Raw genomic sequence first — 18,000 nt, 5'->3', positions numbered from 1 at the left:
CTTTTACGCATATCCAAACAAGGTTTCTTCACTCGTTTAATCTATATGCTTCAAAAAGGAGAGCATGCCATTCTTTTTGTAGAACCCGCAAGTTTATCGCTATGATTACCATGCAAGCCTACGATGCAGCTCTGTAAATTCTAAGGGCCAAGGGTCCTTAATCTCTATGGTTTCTCCTGTTAAAGGGTGTGGAAAAATCAAGGCTTCCCCATGCAGCGCCTGATAATCGAAGTAACGGGTACTGCCCCCGTACAGCGCATCGCCGACAAGGGGATGACCGATATGACTCATATGAACGCGGATTTGATGGGTTCTTCCCGTTTCCAGTGTGACCCGCACCAGACTGGCATCCTGCAGTGTCTCCAGCAGAGTTACTTGGGTAGCTGCAGGTTTGCCCGTCTCGGACACCCGCTGGCGTCCGGCGTGATGACGGTCCCGCCCAATCGGAGCATCAATCCTGAAGGCCGGGCTCTGAACTGTACCCTGAACCATGGCGACATACACCCGTTCAATCTTTTTCACACTCATAGCTTCATCAAGAAAAAGCTGGGCATACTCATTCTTCGCATATAAGACAGGCCCGGAGGTAAACTCGTCCAGCCTATGAATATGGCGAACGGCAGCCTGCTCGCCCTGGCCCATATAATGAGCCGCTACCCTATGGGCGAGCGTTGGCTGCCGTTCGTTACCAGTGGGGTGAACCTTAATTCCTGCCGGTTTATGTACCACAAGACAATAGTCGTCCTCGTACAGCACATTCAGTTCCGTCCAAATAGGCTCAAATCCAAAATCACGAGGAGGGAAGAGCCGTATTCGAATACGATCTCCCGCCAGCTTGATTTCGTCCTGCCTTGCAAGTCTGGAAATCAGCTTCGGATGCATTCCTAAAGTCTCTTTCAGCCACAGATGCACAGCAGAACTTGGACCGTCTATGTTCTGAGGAAGCTTACCCGGCATGACTTCAAGCCATTCACCACGTCTTACCGCACTTCCTCTATAACTCATAATTTCTGGAGTGCCAGGCGGTTGGCTTCAATCGTCGCATCAATGTCCTCTTCGGTATGTACACCCGAGACGAACATGCCCTCAAATTGGGATGGGGGAACGCTGATCCCTTCGTCCACCATAGCGGCGAAATATTTATTGAACATGTTAAGATCACTTGTCTTCGCGGTTGCATAGTTAACAACCTTCTCATCCGTAAAGAACGGACATACCATTGAACCGACACGGTTAATGGATAGAGCTATTCCTTTCTCCTTCGCATTGGCCTCAAGACCTGCTTCCAATCTTGCAGAAAGGACCTCCAGCCGTTCATATACCTCAGGAGTAAGCAGAGACAAGGTGGTGAAACCTGCTGTCATTGCCAGAGGGTTACCGCTGAGCGTTCCCGCTTGGTAGATCGGACCTGATGGTGCGATCTGCTCCATAATTTCTTTACGTCCACCATAGGCTCCAACCGGAAGACCGCCGCCGATCACTTTACCCAGACAGGTAAGATCCGGGGTCACACCAAAGCGCCCCTGCGCACAATTCAAATGCACACGGAACCCTGTCATCACCTCGTCAAAGATCAGCAGGCTGCCATATTGGTTCGTAATCTCTCTGAGTCCTTCCAGGAACCCTGGAAGCGGAGGTACGACGCCCATATTGCCAGCTACAGGCTCCACGATAATCGCAGCAATCTCTTCCCCAAATTTCTCAAAAGCAAGCTTAACCGATTCCAGATCATTGTAGGGTACAGCAATCGTATTAGCAGCTACACCTTCCGGTACGCCTGGACTGTCGGGCAGACCCAGTGTCGCAACGCCGGAGCCGGCCTTGATCAGCAAACTGTCCGCATGACCATGGTAAGAGCCTTCGAACTTCATGATCTTGTTGCGCCCCGTATAACCTCTGGCCAGACGAATCGCACTCATCGTAGCCTCGGTTCCTGAACTCACCATACGCACAATATCTATGGATGGCACACGTTCTGTTACCAGCTTGGCCATCTTCGTCTCAAGTAGGGTTGGCGCGCCGAAGCTTGTTCCTTTGGCCGCAGCCTCCTGCACGTTCTTAACGACTTCCGGATGGGCATGACCCATGATCAGCGGTCCCCACGAACCCACATAATCAATAAATGAATTGCCATCAATGTCAAACACACGCGGGCCTTCGCCCCGCTCGATATAAATCGGCGTTAATCCAACGGATTTAAATGCACGAACCGGGCTGTTCACACCCCCGGGGATATATTTCTTTGCTTCATCAAAAGCCTGGCGTGAATGTTCATCACGGCGGCTTCCGGAATTGTTACTCATGCTTAGACACCCCTTACCTGAATGATTGGATTTGCCAAGTCTGTCTAGTTACGCTCACGCAGCCAGCGGGCCATATCCTTAGCGAAATACGTAATGATGATATCCGCTCCAGCCCGCTTCATGCCAAGCAGCATTTCCGTCACAATCGCTCTCTCGTTAATCCATCCCTGCTGCGCAGCTGCCTTAACCATGGAATACTCCCCGCTGACATTATAAGCAACAAGCGGTAAGTCAAATTGGTCGCGAAGAAGGCGAATGACATCCATAAAGGCTAGCGCAGGCTTAACCATCAGCATATCCGCACCTTCCTGTACGTCAGATTCAGCTTCGCGAATAGCTTCAAGGACATTAGCAGGGTCCATCTGGTAAGTCTTCCTGTCTCCGAACTGAGGAGCTGAGTCTGCGGCTTCACGGAACGGACCGTAGAAGGCCGAAGCATATTTTACCGAGTAAGACATGATAGGAACATGAGAGAATCCGGCTTCGTCAAGTCCCTTACGAATCGCATAGACAAATCCGTCCATCATGTTTGAAGGGGCAATAATGTCTGCTCCAGCCCGTGCTTGAGATACAGCCGTCCGGGTCAGCAGCTCCAAAGACTCGTCATTAAGAACATCTCCGTGCACATGCCCATCACGTTCAAAAGTATGTACCATACCGCAGTGTCCATGGTCGGTGAATTCACATAGGCAGGTATCGGCCACAACCAGCAGATCCGGATATAAGGATTTAATTACTCTCGTAGCTTCCTGTACAATCCCGTTCTCATCAAAGCCTGAAGAACCTACACTGTCCTTCTCGGATGGAATCCCGAACAGGAGCACCGCTGAAATCCCGAGTTCTACGATTTCCTTCAGTTCTTCCTCCAGCGTGTCCAGAGAGAAATGGAACACTCCTGGCATGGAGCTTATTTCGTTCTTAATCCCGCTTCCATAAGTTATAAAGATAGGCTGAATAAAATCATCAACCGTAAGTACAGTCTCACGTACAAGTCCCCGAATTGCAGCATTTTGACGCAATCGACGGTGTCTAACAATTGGAAATGCCACTGTTGTAATGCCTCCTTAATAAGGTCAAAGTGTATAATAACGCCCTTTTAATTATCTAATGTTCCCAAATTCCATTCGCATAATGAATGAATAATTCCATCCAGAGTTGCTTCCCCAGCTACCATCGTAACCTTAAAGCCATATTCTTCGGCAGTCTTCGCCGTTACTGGACCTATACAGGCAATAGCTGCACTGCTCAAAGCGTGGACCGGATCCTTAAGACCCATTCGTGTGAGGGCGTCAACCAGATTTCTGACGGTCGAAGAGCTGGTAAAGGTAACCGCGTGAATACGGCCTTTTTCAATTAATTTCAATAATTCGTCATCTTCTTCACTTACTGGGACAGTCTCATACATGACGGCCTCGGTGACCGATAGTCCCTTCTCGCGCAAAAATTCCGGTAACCAGGCTCTCGCCATGTTCCCGCGGGGCAGGAATACCTTCTGACCAGCTGCAAGCTGCTCTCCATAGGCCTCTGCAAGCCCTTCCGCCTGGAACCGTTCCGGCAAGGCCTCGGCAGTAATCCCTCTGCGCTGCAGTTCGTCCCTGGTTGCTGGCCCAACAGCCACAATACGCGCACCATAAAGGGCTCGTATATCCTTACCCAACAAGTTCAAATGCTCGAAGAAATACTCTACCCCATTCACGCTTGTGAAAAATAACCAGTCGTATGAGGACAGCTGCGTCATGGCATGAGCCACGGCCTGCTTATTCTCCTCACTCTCAGGAAGCCGGGTTTCAATAACAGGGAATTCATAAGGCTCCCCGCCAAGATCCTCAATCTTCTCCACCAGTCCACTGGCCTGGGATCTCGAACGCGTAACCAGGATTCGCTTGCCGAACAAGGGCAGGGATTCCGCCCACTTGAGCTTCTCACGCTGCAGGACTACATCGCCCACAACTATGACCGCCGGGGGCTGGAAGTTAGCCTCCAGAACTTTTTGCTCGATGTCAGCCAAGGTTCCTGTCAGGGTTGCCTGTTCAGCTCGAGTCCCCCATCTAACCAGTGCAACCGGCGTTTCGGAAGATCGGCCGTGCTTGATGAGCTGGCGGCTAATATAACCGATATTGGATACACCCATCATAAAAATCAGTGTTCCCGTAGCTTGAGTTACCTTATCCCATTGAATGGAATGTTCCAGCTTATCCGGACTTTCGTGTCCTGTAATGATCGAGAGTGAGGATGCAAAGTCCCTGTGGGTCACGGGAATCCCGGCATAAGCAGGTACGGAGATCGCAGAGGTAATACCCGGTACGATCTCGTATTCAATTCCGTTCTGGCGCAGCAGTTCGGCTTCTTCTCCTACCCGTCCAAAAATCGTTGGATCTCCGCCTTTAAGACGGGTGACAATCTTGCCTTCAAGTGCCAGATCAACAAGCAGCTGATTAATATCCTCCTGCTTCATCGTATGGCGGTCAGTCCGTTTGCCGACATAGATTTTCTCAGCTCCACGCTTCATATGCTTCAGAAGTCTGGGGCTTGCCAACCGGTCATAGACAACAACATCTGCCTTCTGAATACAAGCAAGACCCTTTACTGTAATGAGTCTAGCATCCCCAGGCCCTGCTCCAACAAGATATACTCTCCCCGCCATGTCTATCTCATCCCCTTAATTCAGACAAAATTTCCTCCGCACCCTTGGATCTCAGGATGGAAGCCACTTCTTGACCCAGCTGCTGTGGGTCTCTGCCAACTGCATTTTCCTTAAGAATCACGTTTCCGTCCGGTGAGCCTACCAGCCCAGTAAGCTCAATGCGGCTGTCTGCCGCATCAGTTGCAGTCCCCGTAGGAACCAATGAAGCAAAGGCCCCGATAGGAATTTGACAACCTCCATTCAGCGCTCCCAGAAAACTTCGCTCAGCTGACACTGTAATGGCAGTCTCCGGATCATTGTACAGCGACAATAAGTGCCTTACTTCTTCATCGTCTTCCCGGCACTCAATACCCAGGGCACCTTGTCCTACCGCTGGTAGACAAATATCTACAGGGAGGTAAGCGGTGATTCGGTCTTCCCAGCCCATCCGGAACAGCCCTGCTGCCGCCAGAATTATGGCATCGAAGCCTTCGGTCTCCAGCTTCTTCAGACGGGAATCAATATTCCCCCGTATGGCCTCAATATTAAAGTCAGGACGGTAAGCCTTAAGCTGGCTGGCGCGGCGCAGGCTGCTTGTACCCACTTTGGCCCCTTGCGGCAGCTCATCGAGCGACAGTCCACCTTTTGAGATCAGCGCGTCTCTTGGGTCAACACGCTTAGGGACTGCACCATTCATGAGGCCCTCCGGCAGCTCGGAAGGCATATCCTTCATACTGTGCACCGCAAGGTCAATCTCCTGGTCCAGCATAGCCTGTTCGATCTCTTTCACGAAGAGACCTTTACCGCCAACTTTAGACAAGGTCACATCAAGGATACGATCTCCTTTGGTGACGATCTTCTTGATCTCAAATTCAAACGGCAGGGAATGAAGTCTGCACAAGTCCTTCAAAGCCTCGATGACCTGCCCCGTCTGGGTTAGTGCCAGCTGACTCTGCCTAGTTCCCACTACGATCGTACGCATCTGCCCAAGCTCCTTTATGTATCAGTTATTAGTAATATTACCCTTAATCCAAGCCTCAATCTCCTGCTCAGTCCACGGTTTGAACTCGCCGCGGCGAATATCCCTAAGTATATCCATTTCGGCCGCCGCCTTAAGCAGTGTGCGCCTCCTTGCTCCGTCAGGAACAGTCGATTTAACGATCTGTCTGACTTTGCTCAGAAAATCAATATAAGCCTCATATTCATCCCCGTAACTATCGTCAATTTCTCGGCTTATTCTTACCGAGGCGGCAGGACCTGCTCCAGACGTACTAACAGCAATAATAAGATCTCCTCGCCTGACAACACTTGGTGAGATGAACGTCCCTCCAAGGCCGGGACCGGAGATATTTACGGGGATTCCAAGCCTTGCGGCTTCTTTAGCCACCCGCTCATTGACTTCAGCTTGGTCTGTAGCTGCATAGACCAGGGATACACCTTGAAGATCGCCTTCCGTATAATTACGATTATACCAAATCAAGCTGCCTTCTTGGGCAGCTTGATGTAGCGGTCCTGTTACAGAAGGACTTATTAGCTTTATGTTCGCTCCAGATTGGAGCAGTTGCATTATTTTACGTTCAGCCACAGGCCCACCGCCGATAACCGCTGCGCGCAGACCCTCCGATTTCAACATAATCGGTATATATTTCTCCATTATTGAGAACCTACTTTCCTGCCCAATGATGAAATGCTGACCATGAATTTAACAAGTAATTGGCTATGGTGACAACATAACCGACAATCGCCCACTCAGCCAGGACCCGGCCGCTGTATTTCTTCATTTTTCGACCGGCAAAATAAAGGATATAGACGACCAAGGCAATGAACGTGAAGAACATTTTCTTGTCAACCAAAAGGTCCCACCGATTCTCCGCAGCCACCGTAGATACCCCGACAATCAAGGACACAGCGAGCAGGGAAGTTCCCCAACGCATGGAAATATTAATATAATTCTCGAGCGCCTCAAGGCTCGGCAGTCTTCGCACCGTATCATTCCATGTCTTTCGCTTCAGCTTCCTGTGAAGGAATAGATACATAACCGCAAATACAGCTGACAGCGTCAAAGCCGCGTAGCTGATGCCCGCAAGAGCAATGTGAAGACTGATCAAGCCTTTGAAGGTCTGCGAGTGATGGAAGGAGTAATCCACCGACCTGTAGCTAAGTCTATTGAGGACAGTTAGCACAAATCCAATAAGGCTGATCAGAAGCACGGTAAACTCTGTCTTTTGACGAAATGTAAGAACAAATGCTGCAGTAACAAGACTTAGACAAACAAGATACACATAATTATAGTTAGAGAGCAGCGCATCCGTACCGTTCTGCCAAAGCCGCATACTGAAGCCCGTTAACTGCAGAGCAAATACACATGCAAGAAGCCCTGCGCCCATCCGCTTTGCACTCCCATTGCGGCGAATACAATCCGAGAAATAAAACAGAAGGCTCAGGGCATATATATAAATTATTGCATCATAAATTTCACTTAGCAGCGTCAAGGCTGATCACCGCCCTATATAGACACCTGCGCTATCTTTAGCGCTTTGTCAGGAATAGACACCTTAGAGGTGTTCTGTGCTTTGGTTGAATCAGCTGCCTGAGTTTTACTTTCCTCTAAGGCTTTGGCTGACTCAAGCTGTTTCTCCAGAGCAAAAATTTGGGTGAACATCTCTAGTGCCTGTTCTCCTTGTTTCTCTCCAGCCATTTCTTTGATCCGGTTAATCGGATCATGCATCATTTGATTCACGATACTCTTCGTAAGACGACGTATAACTGTACGTTGGTGCTCATCCAGCTCAGGAAGCTTGTTGAACATGCTCACCAGCGTCTCCTCGTAGATCGAAGAGGATTTCTCTTGAAGGGCACGAATCACAGGCTTAACCCCTAGAGTCTGAAGCCAGTTCGCGAACACAGCCATCTCCTGGTCAATCATGCCTTCGATCTTCAGCGCTTCTGTCCGTCTCATCTCAAGGTTGCTTTCCACAATGCCTTCAAGGTCATCAATGTCATACAAGAATACATTCGGAAGCTCCGAAATGATGGGTTCAATATCCCGCGGTACGGCAATATCGATCATGAAGAGCGGACGTGATGGACGCTTCTTCATACTTTGGGCAACTTGAGACGAAGTAAGAACATAACCCTCAGCTCCTGTAGAGCTTATAACGATGTCTACATCCTTCAAATGCTCCATGGCTTCTTGCATGGTGCATGGAGTTCCGTTGAACTTCCCTGCAAGCTCCTGAGCGCGTGCAAACGTACGATTGGCTACCAGCACCTGCTCAGCCCCGCTGGCATACAAGTGCTTGACGGTAAGCTCGCTCATCTTGCCCGCTCCGAGAATCAGCACACGTTTTCCAGCGAAATCACCAAAAATCCTTTTACCTAGTTCGACCGCTGCATAACTTACAGAAACCGCACTTTCTCCAATCGCTGTCTCTGAATGTGCCCGTTTGCTCAGCGTAATCACTTGCTTGAACAGCATGTTGAACCAGGTTCCTGTAGCTTTCTCACTCTGTGCCTGCAGAAAACTCGACTTCACCTGACCCAAAATTTGCGTCTCTCCAAGCACCATGGAATCCAGTCCGCAAGCTACACGGAACAAATGACGTATTGCTTGTTCGTCTTCATACATATATAAATGTTGGGTGAATTCTTGACGCGAAACCCCAAACCATTGTTCAATAAAGCTGCGGATGAAGTACCCACACATATGGAGCCGATCAACGACCACATATATTTCCGTGCGGTTGCAGGTGGCAATTACAACGCCTTCCAATACACTCTTGGTACGTTTCAACTCCGACAGCGCTGCCGGCATATCTTTGTCTGCGAATGAAAAACGTTCCCTAACTTCCACAGGCGCCGTTCGATAGTTCAACCCGACTACGACAATGTGCATTGCAAGTCCTCCTGCCTTTAGATAATTCAGTCAATTTATTATGTCTCACCTTGTTAATTATATCACATTCGCTCTGCCATACTCTGTGATTTTTATGAATTGTTTATGAAGTTCTCATGTTCTTTTTAGTAACAGAATAGACAGGTATTAAAACAAATAACCATGGAATTCTCCATGGTTACTTCATTGTCCCACACATACTCATGTGCAAAGTACATACAAATGTTATCGTTAGTCAAATAAATCCCCGGTTACACCAGCTCAGCCTGTTGCCCTAGAGCAGGAGTCTCAACTTTAAGTTCTCCCAGTCCACGAATCAACTTCTTCGCGTAAGCTTTCTCCGGTTTCAAAATGGATACCAGGTAATCAATGGCGAGCTGTGGGTCAACTGTTTCTCCACATGTGTAACAATCAACAGCTGCAAAACCTCTCTCAGGATAAGTATGAATCGAGAGATGGCTCTCTGACAGCATTACAAGGACCGTAGCCCCTTGTGGTTCGAACTGCTTGGCTTGCACGGACAATACCGTTGCACCACACGCTTCGGCGGCTTCCACCAAATGAGCTTGCAATAGCTCAGCGTTGTTCAGCACCTCAAAATCGACTCCCCAAGTATCAACAGCAACGTGTCTTCCGAAAGTTGAATATTCCATCTTCCGGTTCCCCCTTCCTAGGAATAAAATGTTTGAAAAATTTCATCCGCTAGGACCTACGTCATTCACTTCCCGAGGGAAAAATCTCTCGTAACATAATGTCCTGAGTGAATCCTGGTTCCTATATTCTTTTCAACGAGATTAAAAATAACATCTATTCAGGACAAATGCAATACTTTTTAGAACATTAATCAAAAAAAAACCGCCCATTTCCACGGGCGGACTTTCCTAGGCCTCTAATACGAACAATCGGCGTGTATATTGACGAAGTTCCTCATCAATGTGCGTGATAAGCTGCTCATCTTTCAAGGCAAGACGGTGATCCAGCAAATCATTAATCAGACGGTGAATCCGTCCGATCTCCATCTCAACTTCGGTCGAGCGGAACAACCGCTGCAGTTCCTCAACTGTATTTTTATACTCATAAACGAGTTTGTATGTGTCGCCATTGTGTTCGGTAATTCTGCGTACCTGGCCATCTTCATACTGATACATGACCACAAATCCATTATAGATCCGGTTCACGATACCCGAACCTTTATAGGCTGCGAACAACCGACGCATAACATTGGTAATAGGAGGATTTATCAAGCGGAATGATGCTTCACAGATGTAATAACCGTCCTTACGATCAAAAGGCAGGTGAAGTTCCTCTCCCTGGTCATCTTCCAGAACTACTTCCTGTCCTCCCCCGTCCAGCACTTTAATCCGCTGTCTTACGTGAGGATCATCAATTCTGTGAATAAATTCGGCCATTTGAACTTCCGTCAATCGCAAACTGGCTTTAATGTACTCTGTGGCTAACCGCTGAGCCATAAAAATCTCCTCAATTCTTTTAATCCTTTGTAGTTAATTATACACTACTCATTAAAGCAAATGCGCGGTATTTAAATCATGATTTTTCAGCGAATTTTAGAAAAAAACGGAATTTGGCTAGTTAAGGGGCAAAAATACCATACCATGCTCACTTTCCTGCTGGAAGTTCTCCCGTTCCCTCATAAATTCGCGGATTAGTCAATTTTTATTCAGTCCGAAGAAGGGCTTGTCTCCGAAACCTCCGATTCCTGATCTTCAATATGTCTGCTAATTAAACTCCAAAGCTGATCCTTACCTATACCCGCCTCTGAAGAAAACATAATAAGTTCATCGCCTGCGCGCATGACCAGAGCATCCTTAATAATCTTGATATGCTTCTGCCAGCGGCTTTTCGGAATCTTGTCCGCTTTCGTCGCCACTACGCATACTGGCAGATCATAATGTTTAAGCCAGTCATACATCAGCTCATCATCCTTGGAAGGTGGATGCCTTAGGTCGATAATAAGCAGTACCAATTTAAGCGGCTCCCGAACCGTCAGAAACTCCTCGATCATCTTCCCCCAGACCTGGCGCTGTACCTTTGATACCTTGGCATAGCCATATCCGGGAAAGTCAACAAAATAAAGAGCGTCATTAATTCGGTAGTAATTCAAATGCTGGGTTTTACCTGGTGTTGAACTGGTCCGAGCCAAATTTTTGCGGTTAATCATACGATTGATCAATGAGGACTTGCCCACATTGGAACGACCTGCCAGAGCAACCTCTGGCAAGCCGTCCTCAGGGTATTGTTCAGGCCTTACGGCACTGATTATAAATTCAGAACTTGTTACTTTCATTCTAGTGTTTCCTCTCTAGTGCACTTCAACTTGTTCAGCAAGCGCATGCTTCAATACTTGATCCATATGTGAAACGGGTACGAATGTCACGTCACTCCGGACACTTTCTGGAATATCGTTAAGATCACGTTCGTTGTCTTTAGGCAAAAGGATTTTCTTATAGCCCGCACGATGAGCCGCAAGCGACTTCTCCTTTAGGCCACCAATCGGAAGAACCCTGCCGCGCAGCGTAATCTCCCCGGTCATGGCCACATCCTTGGAGACCAGCCGATTCGTCAAAGCAGAAATCAGCGCCGTTGCAATTGTAATTCCGGCCGAAGGACCGTCTTTGGGAATAGCACCTTCCGGGATATGGATATGAATATCATTCTTCTCATGAAAATCCGCCGGGATCCCCAGCTCCTTCGCCTTGGAGCGTGTATAGCTGAATGCAGCCTGTGCAGATTCCTTCATGACATCCCCAAGCTTCCCGGTTAAGGTCAGCTTGCCGGTTCCAGGAACAACGGTAACCTCAATCGTCAAAGTCTCTCCGCCAACCTCAGTCCAGGCAAGCCCGGTTACTGTACCAATCTGGTCTTCCATCTCAGCAACCCCGTAGCGGAATTTAGGTACACCCAGGTAGTCTTTAATCTGATCAGGGAGGATTTCGATGGACTCCATCTCCTCAGAGACAATTCGTTTGGCTGCCTTACGGGCCAGGGCGGCAACCTGCTGCTCCAGATTGCGGACGCCCGATTCACGCGTATATTCACGAATCGTCCTTAGCAAGGCTTCTTCTCCAATAATCAACTGTTCTGGTCCCAGACCATGTTCTCTCTTCTGCTTTGGCAAAAGATAACGTGTGGCAATCTGAAGCTTCTCCAGCTCCGTATAGCCCGGGATATAGAGCATTTCCATCCGGTCCAGAAGCGGACGAGGAATGTTGTGAACTGCATTCGCCGTAGTAACAAACATCACGTTAGACAGATCAAACGGCACTTCAATGAAGTGGTCACTAAATGTGTTGTTCTGCTCGGGATCAAGCACCTCAAGCAGCGCAGCAGAAGGGTCCCCTCGGAAATCTGATGCCATTTTATCGATCTCATCAAGTAGAAATACGGGATTGAGCGTCCCTGCCGTCTTCATTCCCTGAATGATACGTCCAGGCATGGCACCTACGTAAGTTCTACGATGACCGCGAATTTCAGCTTCGTCTCGCACGCCACCCAGGGAGATACGAACAAATTCTCTGCCGAGCGAACGTGCAATGGAGCGTGCCAAGGAAGTTTTACCGACACCTGGAGGCCCTACAAGGCACAGAATCGGCCCTTTCAGCTTCTTGACCAGTTTCTGCACAGCCAAGTACTCGAGCACACGTTCTTTGGGCTTATCAAGACCATAGTGGTCGTCATTCAGAACCTGTTCTGCCTTCGCAAGATCAAGGTCATCATCTGTCTGGTTGGACCAAGGCAGGCTGAGCAGCCAATCCACATAATTGCGGATGACTCCGCCTTCTGCCGAACTGGCCGGCATTTTCTCGAGTCGGTCAATTTCCTTCTCAACCTTCTCACGGACTTTCTCTGGGAGCTGCTTCTCCTCCATCAGGCTGCGCAGTTCTTCTACTTCACCTGCACGGCCTTCTTTCTCACCAAGCTCCTTCTGGATCGCCTTCATCTGCTCGCGCAAGTAATACTCTTTCTGCGTCTTCTCCATCTGCTTCTTGACGCGCTGGCTAATCTTCCGCTCCAGCTCAAGCACTTCCCGCTCATTATTCAGAATATCAAGCAGCTTCTCGAGCCGTTTCTGAACCTCAATCGTCTCCAGAATTTCCTGCTTGTCTTTGATCTTCAGTGATAAGTGACTTGTAATCACATCGGCCAGACGCCCAGGCTCCTCGATGTCCGAGACCGCAGCAAGCGTCTCTGGAGTTACTTTCTTGGACAGATTAATATAATGTTCAAACTGGGTAAGAACCGTACGCATTAAAGCATCGACCTCAGGGTCTGCAGATTCCTCCTCAGGCAGTTCTTTTGCCATCACTTCGTAATACTCTTCCGTATCCAGATAATGAATAATTTCGGCCCTTTCCATGCCTTCAACAAGAACGCGGATCGTTCCGTTAGGAAGCTTCAGCATCTGACGGACCTTAGCCACCGTACCAATTCGGAATATATCCTCTTGGGTAGGGTCTTCTATGTTCACTTCAGATTGAGAACAAAGGAGAATTAAATTATCGTCCACCATTGCCTTTTCCAATGCCTTAACGGACTTCTCGCGTCCTACATCCAAATGCAGGACCATACTAGGATATACTAGCAGCCCCCGCAGTGGCAGCAAAGGAAAACGACGACCTTTTCCTAATTTGTGGGTTCCCATCGTTTCGCACCTCCAATGGTTCTCAGCTTTAATATGTTGCGTCTGCCTGATGGTTCCCCCTAAAAAAACTCAGGTTTCTCAGGAGATATTATTCCTATTTTAGCAAATGTTCCTTTAAAACACCAACGAAGAGCGGCTGCCAGACAGCCGCTCGATCCTTACAGTGATTCCGTATGGGGTGAATCCACCTGGAAAAACGCTTGTGCAGGCGGAGCAAATACTCCATCTGCCAATGTAAATCCAAAGCTGCGTTCCGCCTCAGGACCAAACACATGCTGGAACGCTTCTTTTAACGACTCAACCGGAATAACTTTAACCCCATTCAAGCCTTCGAACAGGCTCTGCCAGTTTTCTTTCGGGATTAATACGGTTGTTGCACCGGCCTGAAAGGCAGCTTCCACCTTGGCCATAACTCCGCCGATCGGCTTGACCTTGCCATGTATGCCAAGTTCGCCTGTCATCGCTATCCGGTTATCCACGGTAATATTTCGTATCGCGGAAGCGATCGCGGTGGCTATAGCAAGTCCGGCAGAAGGACCGTCAATCGGCGTTCCGCCCGGGAAATTAATGTGGAGATCATAATGCGTAGGGTCGAGTCCGATGCTCTTAAGCACCGTCAACACGTTCTCTACAGAGCCTTTGGCCATACTCTTCCGGCGAAGAGTCCTGTTCCCCCCTCCGATCTCCTCCTCATCAACAACCCCTGTTATATTACAGCTTCCCATCCCCTTCTCAGCAAGAACAGCAGTTGCTTCTATTTCCAGTAATGCACCCATATTCGGCCCGTATACAGCCAGCCCATTCACTACCCCTACCTGAGGATGTTCGTATATTTTACGTTCTGGTCTTGGTACCAGCTGGCTGCTTGTTGCCACCCATTCCAGATCCGATGCCAGAAGGTGGTTTCGCTTCTCCGTCAGAGCAAGTCCGGCTGCAAGCTGCACCATATTCACGGCTTCCCGGCCGTTCGTAGCGAACTTCTTGATCACATCGACCGCTTCACTGCACGGCTCAAGTCCAATTCTTTTCACAGCGTCTTCCGCAATTCGGGCAATCTCATCAGGAAGAAGGGGCCGGAAGAAAACTTCCATACAGCGAGATCTCAAAGCTGGCGGGAGCTCCTGAGGAGACCGGGTGGTAGCACCCACTAACCGGAAATCTGCGGGTAGCCCGTTCTGGAAAATATCATGGATATAAGCCGGGGTACCATTGTCTTCCGAGTTATAATATGCGCTTTCGAGGAATACTTTCCTATCCTCCAGCACCTTAAGCAGCTTGTTGATTTGAACCGGATGCAGCTCACCAATCTCGTCAATGAACAATATCCCTCCATGAGCTTTGGTCACGGCACCGGGCTTAGGCTGAGGAATACCCGCGACCCCCATAGCCCCAGCCCCCTGATAAATCGGGTCATGAACCGATCCAATCAAAGGATCAGCAATCCCCCGCTCATCAAATCGTGCAGTTGTGGCGTCGATTTCAGTAAATTTAGCGTCCGAACGGAATGGGGACGAGGGATTTTTCTTCGCCTCCTCCATTACGACTCTCGCCGCTGCTGTCTTACCCACCCCTGGCGGTCCATATATGATGACATGCTGGGGATTGGCACTGCACAAAGCAGCCTTCAGAGCTTTGAGGCCGTCCTTTTGACCGACAATATCACTCATTGTTGCAGGGCGAGCACGCTCGGCCAAAGGCTTAGTTAACGAGACGGCCCTGAGTTTCCTCAGCTTATCCATCTCCTTGCGGGACTCCCGGTCTACCGCACTCCGGTTGCCTTTCTGACTCCGAAGCAGATTCCAAAAATAAATCCCGATAACCACAGCAAAGAACAGCTGTACTGCCATAATAATCATGCTTAAATCCATACTTAACCAACCTCCCATTTTCAAAACCTGTTACTTGGTAGTATAGCCTTTTTGAATGAGGGTAAACGCCAGAGCTCAGGTTTTTTAGGGCAGGATCGATGAACGGAATTAGTCAGCAAAAAAAAGCCGCGAACGGTTCTGATCCGTTCACGGCTTTCATCTTTAACGTACAAAATGTTCCTTGCGGCCAGGTATCTCTCCGGTTGCTTCGAACACCTCGACGATGTGATCAATCTCTTTCTTAAGTTCTGACAGAAGCTCCGCTTCGGGCACTTTACGAATCATTTCCCCGTAACGGAAGAGCATGCCTTCTCCGCGTGCACCGGCAATTCCGATATCCGCTTCACGAGCCTCTCCAGGTCCATTAACAGCACAACCCAGTACAGACACCTTGATCGGCACCTTAATCTTGGAAATATACTCTTCAACCTCATTTGCAATTGAGAAGAGATCAATATCCAGTCGTCCGCAAGTTGGACAGGATACGAGCGTAGCTGCATTCGAGATCAGACCGAATGTCTTCAGCAGCTCGCGGGCTACCTTCACTTCTTCAACCGGATCTGCACTGAGTGAGATTCGCACAGTAGATCCTATGCCCATGGATAACAGCGCACCAATACCTGCGGCACTCTTTACGGTACCTGAGAACAAGGTCCCCGCCTCTGTAATTCCAAGGTGAAGCGGGTAAGGGATAACCTCCGCAGCCTTGGAGTAAGCAGCAATGGCCATAGGCACATCCGAAGCCTTTAAGGACACAATAATATCATGAAAATCCAGTTCCTCAAGGATCCCAATGTGGTAAAGTGCACTTTCCACCATGGCTTCCGGAGTAGGATATCCGTATTTCTCAAGCAGATGGCTTTCCAGCGAGCCTGCATTTACCCCGATACGGATAGGGATGCCACGCTCTTTACAAGCTTTAACTACAGCTTCAACTTTCTCCCTCCGGCCAATGTTTCCCGGATTAATCCGGACTTTATCGATGCCGTTCTCGATCGCCTGCAGTGCGAGCTTATAATTAAAGTGGATATCTGCAACTAGAGGAATATGAATTCTCTTCTTAATTTCCTTAATTGCTGCAGCTGCCTCCTCGTTATTCACGGTGACACGAACCAGCTGACAACCTGCCTCTTCCAGACGTAGAATCTCTGCTACAGTTGCTTCAACATCTGCCGTCTTTGTGGTACACATACTTTGAATGAGCACTTCATTACTGCCGCCAATGGTCAGATTCCCCACTTTGACAGGGCGGGTATCATGTCTCAAGAATGTCATTTTCAGGTCTCTCCCATAACGCCAAACTCCACCCTAGCGCTGGCCGCTTGGGACCATTAGGGTGGAGATTCAGCATATTATTTAATCAAGCCCTTTGCCAATCAGCTTTAGGCGCTCTCTTCTTGTTTGTTCTTCTTCTGAACCTGAAGCTCAGGAATTACTTTCTCTTCAACAACCTTCTCGGTAATTACACAGTTCGTAATATCATCACGGGAAGGAACTTCATACATAACATCCAGCATGATTCCTTCAATGATGGCGCGGAGGCCCCGTGCTCCTGTGTTCCGTTTGATGGCTTCACGAGCAATAGCTTCCAGTGCCTTTGGTTCAAACTCAAGCTTAACATTGTCAAGCTCAAGAAGCTTCTGATACTGCTTCACCAAAGCATTCTTCGGTTCAGACAGAATACGCACCAGGGTATTCTCATCAAGCGGCTCCAATGTGGAAATAACCGGCAGACGCCCTACAAATTCAGGAATCAGACCGAATTTCAGCAAATCTTCCGGAAGAACCATTCCCAGGTATTCACCTGGCTTCAGATCCTTTTGCCCGTCAGCAGCAGCATTAAATCCGATGACTTTCTTACCGACACGACGCTTGATCATTTGTTCCAGTCCATCAAAGGCACCGCCACAAATAAACAGAATATTCGTTGTATCAATCTGAATAAATTCCTGATGAGGGTGCTTGCGTCCTCCTTGCGGAGGTACAGAAGCTACCGTACCTTCTAGGATCTTGAGCAGAGCCTGCTGAACACCTTCACCGGATACATCGCGCGTGATGGATGGGTTCTCAGACTTACGGGCAACTTTATCAATTTCATCGATATAAATAATCCCGCGTTCAGCCTTCTCCACATCATAGTCAGCAGCTTGAATCAATTTGAGCAGAATGTTCTCTACATCTTCACCTACATAACCCGCTTCGGTAAGGGAGGTTGCATCGGCAATAGCGAAAGGAACATTCAAAATTTTGGCCATCGTTTGAGCAAGTAAAGTCTTACCGGAACCCGTTGGCCCCAGAAGCAGGATATTACTCTTTTGAAGCTCTACATCTTCAATTTTGCTTTGTGTATTTACCCGTTTGTAGTGGTTATACACGGCTACTGACAGAGATTTCTTAGCCTGTTCCTGTCCAATAACGTATTGATCAAGAATGTCACGAATCTCACGAGGCTTTGGAATTTCCTTCAGATCGAGCTCTTCTTCATGACCGAGCTCCTCTTCTACGATTTCCGTGCACAGCTCGATACATTCATCACATATATAAACGCCTGGTCCGGCTACAAGTTTGCGTACTTGTTCCTGTGACTTACCACAGAAAGAACATTTCAATTGTCCTTTTTCTTCATTGAATTTGAACATGTATGGTATACA

15 protein-coding genes are annotated in these 18,000 nt (G+C 48.5%); all 15 read right to left on the bottom strand.

Features of this window, described 5'->3' with window-relative positions; genetic code table 11:
- Positions 1-105 precede the first annotated feature (105 nt).
- Positions 106-1,005 carry an RluA family pseudouridine synthase gene (locus EJP77_RS19835; protein ID WP_127201000.1) on the bottom strand — a complete coding sequence of 300 codons (900 nt, stop codon included), beginning with the start codon at positions 1,003-1,005 and terminating at the stop codon, positions 106-108.
- Positions 1,002-2,303: a glutamate-1-semialdehyde 2,1-aminomutase gene (gene hemL, locus EJP77_RS19830; protein WP_127200999.1), complete on the bottom strand. Its 1,302-nt coding sequence runs from the start codon at positions 2,301-2,303 to the stop codon at positions 1,002-1,004. Before hemL ends, EJP77_RS19835 begins: the two co-directional genes overlap by 4 nt.
- A gap of 44 nt (positions 2,304-2,347) precedes the next feature.
- Entirely contained in the window at positions 2,348-3,352 is a 1,005-nt protein-coding gene (hemB, locus tag EJP77_RS19825) for a porphobilinogen synthase (RefSeq protein WP_127200998.1), read from the bottom strand.
- A gap of 47 nt (positions 3,353-3,399) precedes the next feature.
- Positions 3,400-4,947, bottom strand: coding sequence for a uroporphyrinogen-III C-methyltransferase (gene cobA / locus EJP77_RS19820; protein ID WP_127200997.1), 1,548 nt, complete (start codon positions 4,945-4,947; stop codon positions 3,400-3,402).
- Between the two features lie 7 nt (positions 4,948-4,954).
- Complete coding sequence (gene hemC / locus EJP77_RS19815) at positions 4,955-5,908, bottom strand: hydroxymethylbilane synthase (RefSeq protein WP_127200996.1); 954 nt, start codon at positions 5,906-5,908, stop codon at positions 4,955-4,957.
- A gap of 21 nt (positions 5,909-5,929) precedes the next feature.
- On the bottom strand, positions 5,930-6,580 hold the full coding sequence (locus EJP77_RS19810; protein ID WP_127200995.1) for a precorrin-2 dehydrogenase/sirohydrochlorin ferrochelatase family protein: 651 nt from the start codon (positions 6,578-6,580) through the stop codon (positions 5,930-5,932).
- Between the two features lie 10 nt (positions 6,581-6,590).
- Positions 6,591-7,313 (bottom strand): cytochrome c biogenesis protein CcsA, encoded by a 723-nt coding sequence (ccsA, locus tag EJP77_RS19805; RefSeq protein WP_127200994.1) that lies wholly within the window; start codon positions 7,311-7,313, stop codon positions 6,591-6,593.
- A gap of 119 nt (positions 7,314-7,432) precedes the next feature.
- Entirely contained in the window at positions 7,433-8,821 is a 1,389-nt protein-coding gene (gene hemA, locus EJP77_RS19800; protein ID WP_127200993.1) for a glutamyl-tRNA reductase, read from the bottom strand.
- Between the two features lie 251 nt (positions 8,822-9,072).
- Positions 9,073-9,474 carry an adenosylmethionine decarboxylase gene (speD, locus tag EJP77_RS19795; RefSeq protein ID WP_127200992.1) on the bottom strand — a complete coding sequence of 134 codons (402 nt, stop codon included), beginning with the start codon at positions 9,472-9,474 and terminating at the stop codon, positions 9,073-9,075.
- Between the two features lie 228 nt (positions 9,475-9,702).
- Positions 9,703-10,290: a non-ribosomal peptide synthetase module gene (locus EJP77_RS19790; protein ID WP_127200991.1), complete on the bottom strand. Its 588-nt coding sequence runs from the start codon at positions 10,288-10,290 to the stop codon at positions 9,703-9,705.
- A gap of 209 nt (positions 10,291-10,499) precedes the next feature.
- Positions 10,500-11,126 (bottom strand): ribosome biogenesis GTP-binding protein YihA/YsxC, encoded by a 627-nt coding sequence (gene yihA, locus EJP77_RS19785; protein ID WP_127200990.1) that lies wholly within the window; start codon positions 11,124-11,126, stop codon positions 10,500-10,502.
- 15 nt (positions 11,127-11,141) lie between these two features.
- A complete protein-coding gene (gene lon, locus EJP77_RS19780) occupies positions 11,142-13,481 on the bottom strand; it encodes an endopeptidase La (protein ID WP_127200989.1) in 2,340 nt (779 codons plus the stop codon).
- Positions 13,482-13,639: 158 nt separating this feature from the next.
- Positions 13,640-15,349, bottom strand: a complete 1,710-nt coding sequence (gene lonB / locus EJP77_RS19775; protein WP_127200988.1) for an ATP-dependent protease LonB — start codon at positions 15,347-15,349, stop codon at positions 13,640-13,642.
- A 162-nt stretch (positions 15,350-15,511) separates the two neighbouring features.
- Entirely contained in the window at positions 15,512-16,624 is a 1,113-nt protein-coding gene (gene ispG, locus EJP77_RS19770) for a flavodoxin-dependent (E)-4-hydroxy-3-methylbut-2-enyl-diphosphate synthase (protein ID WP_127200987.1), read from the bottom strand.
- Positions 16,625-16,731: 107 nt separating this feature from the next.
- Positions 16,732-17,988, bottom strand: coding sequence for an ATP-dependent protease ATP-binding subunit ClpX (gene clpX / locus EJP77_RS19765; protein ID WP_127200986.1), 1,257 nt, complete (start codon positions 17,986-17,988; stop codon positions 16,732-16,734).
- Between the last annotated feature and the right edge of the window lie 12 nt (positions 17,989-18,000).

Origin of the sequence: Paenibacillus zeisoli (genome assembly GCF_003994465.1) — a bacterium.
Taxonomy (GTDB): Bacteria; Bacillota; Bacilli; order Paenibacillales; family Paenibacillaceae; genus Fontibacillus; species Fontibacillus zeisoli.
This window is presented reverse-complemented; position numbering and strand designations above follow the sequence as displayed.

Coding starts and splice junctions, on each gene's coding strand:
- lon (WP_127200989.1), bottom strand. CDS start 13,481: ATGGGAACCCACAAATTAGGAAAAGGTCGTCGTTTTCCTTTGCTGCCA.
- lonB (WP_127200988.1), bottom strand. CDS start 15,349: ATGGATTTAAGCATGATTATTATGGCAGTACAGCTGTTCTTTGCTGTG.
- speD (WP_127200992.1), bottom strand. CDS start 9,474: ATGGAATATTCAACTTTCGGAAGACACGTTGCTGTTGATACTTGGGGA.
- cobA (WP_127200997.1), bottom strand. CDS start 4,947: ATGGCGGGGAGAGTATATCTTGTTGGAGCAGGGCCTGGGGATGCTAGA.
- clpX (WP_127200986.1), bottom strand. CDS start 17,988: ATGTTCAAATTCAATGAAGAAAAAGGACAATTGAAATGTTCTTTCTGT.
- EJP77_RS19810 (WP_127200995.1), bottom strand. CDS start 6,580: ATGGAGAAATATATACCGATTATGTTGAAATCGGAGGGTCTGCGCGCA.
- yihA (WP_127200990.1), bottom strand. CDS start 11,126: ATGAAAGTAACAAGTTCTGAATTTATAATCAGTGCCGTAAGGCCTGAA.
- hemC (WP_127200996.1), bottom strand. CDS start 5,908: ATGCGTACGATCGTAGTGGGAACTAGGCAGAGTCAGCTGGCACTAACC.
- EJP77_RS19790 (WP_127200991.1), bottom strand. CDS start 10,290: ATGGCTCAGCGGTTAGCCACAGAGTACATTAAAGCCAGTTTGCGATTG.
- hemL (WP_127200999.1), bottom strand. CDS start 2,303: ATGAGTAACAATTCCGGAAGCCGCCGTGATGAACATTCACGCCAGGCT.
- EJP77_RS19835 (WP_127201000.1), bottom strand. CDS start 1,005: ATGAGTTATAGAGGAAGTGCGGTAAGACGTGGTGAATGGCTTGAAGTC.
- ispG (WP_127200987.1), bottom strand. CDS start 16,624: ATGACATTCTTGAGACATGATACCCGCCCTGTCAAAGTGGGGAATCTG.
- hemA (WP_127200993.1), bottom strand. CDS start 8,821: ATGCACATTGTCGTAGTCGGGTTGAACTATCGAACGGCGCCTGTGGAA.
- ccsA (WP_127200994.1), bottom strand. CDS start 7,313: ATGGGCGCAGGGCTTCTTGCATGTGTATTTGCTCTGCAGTTAACGGGC.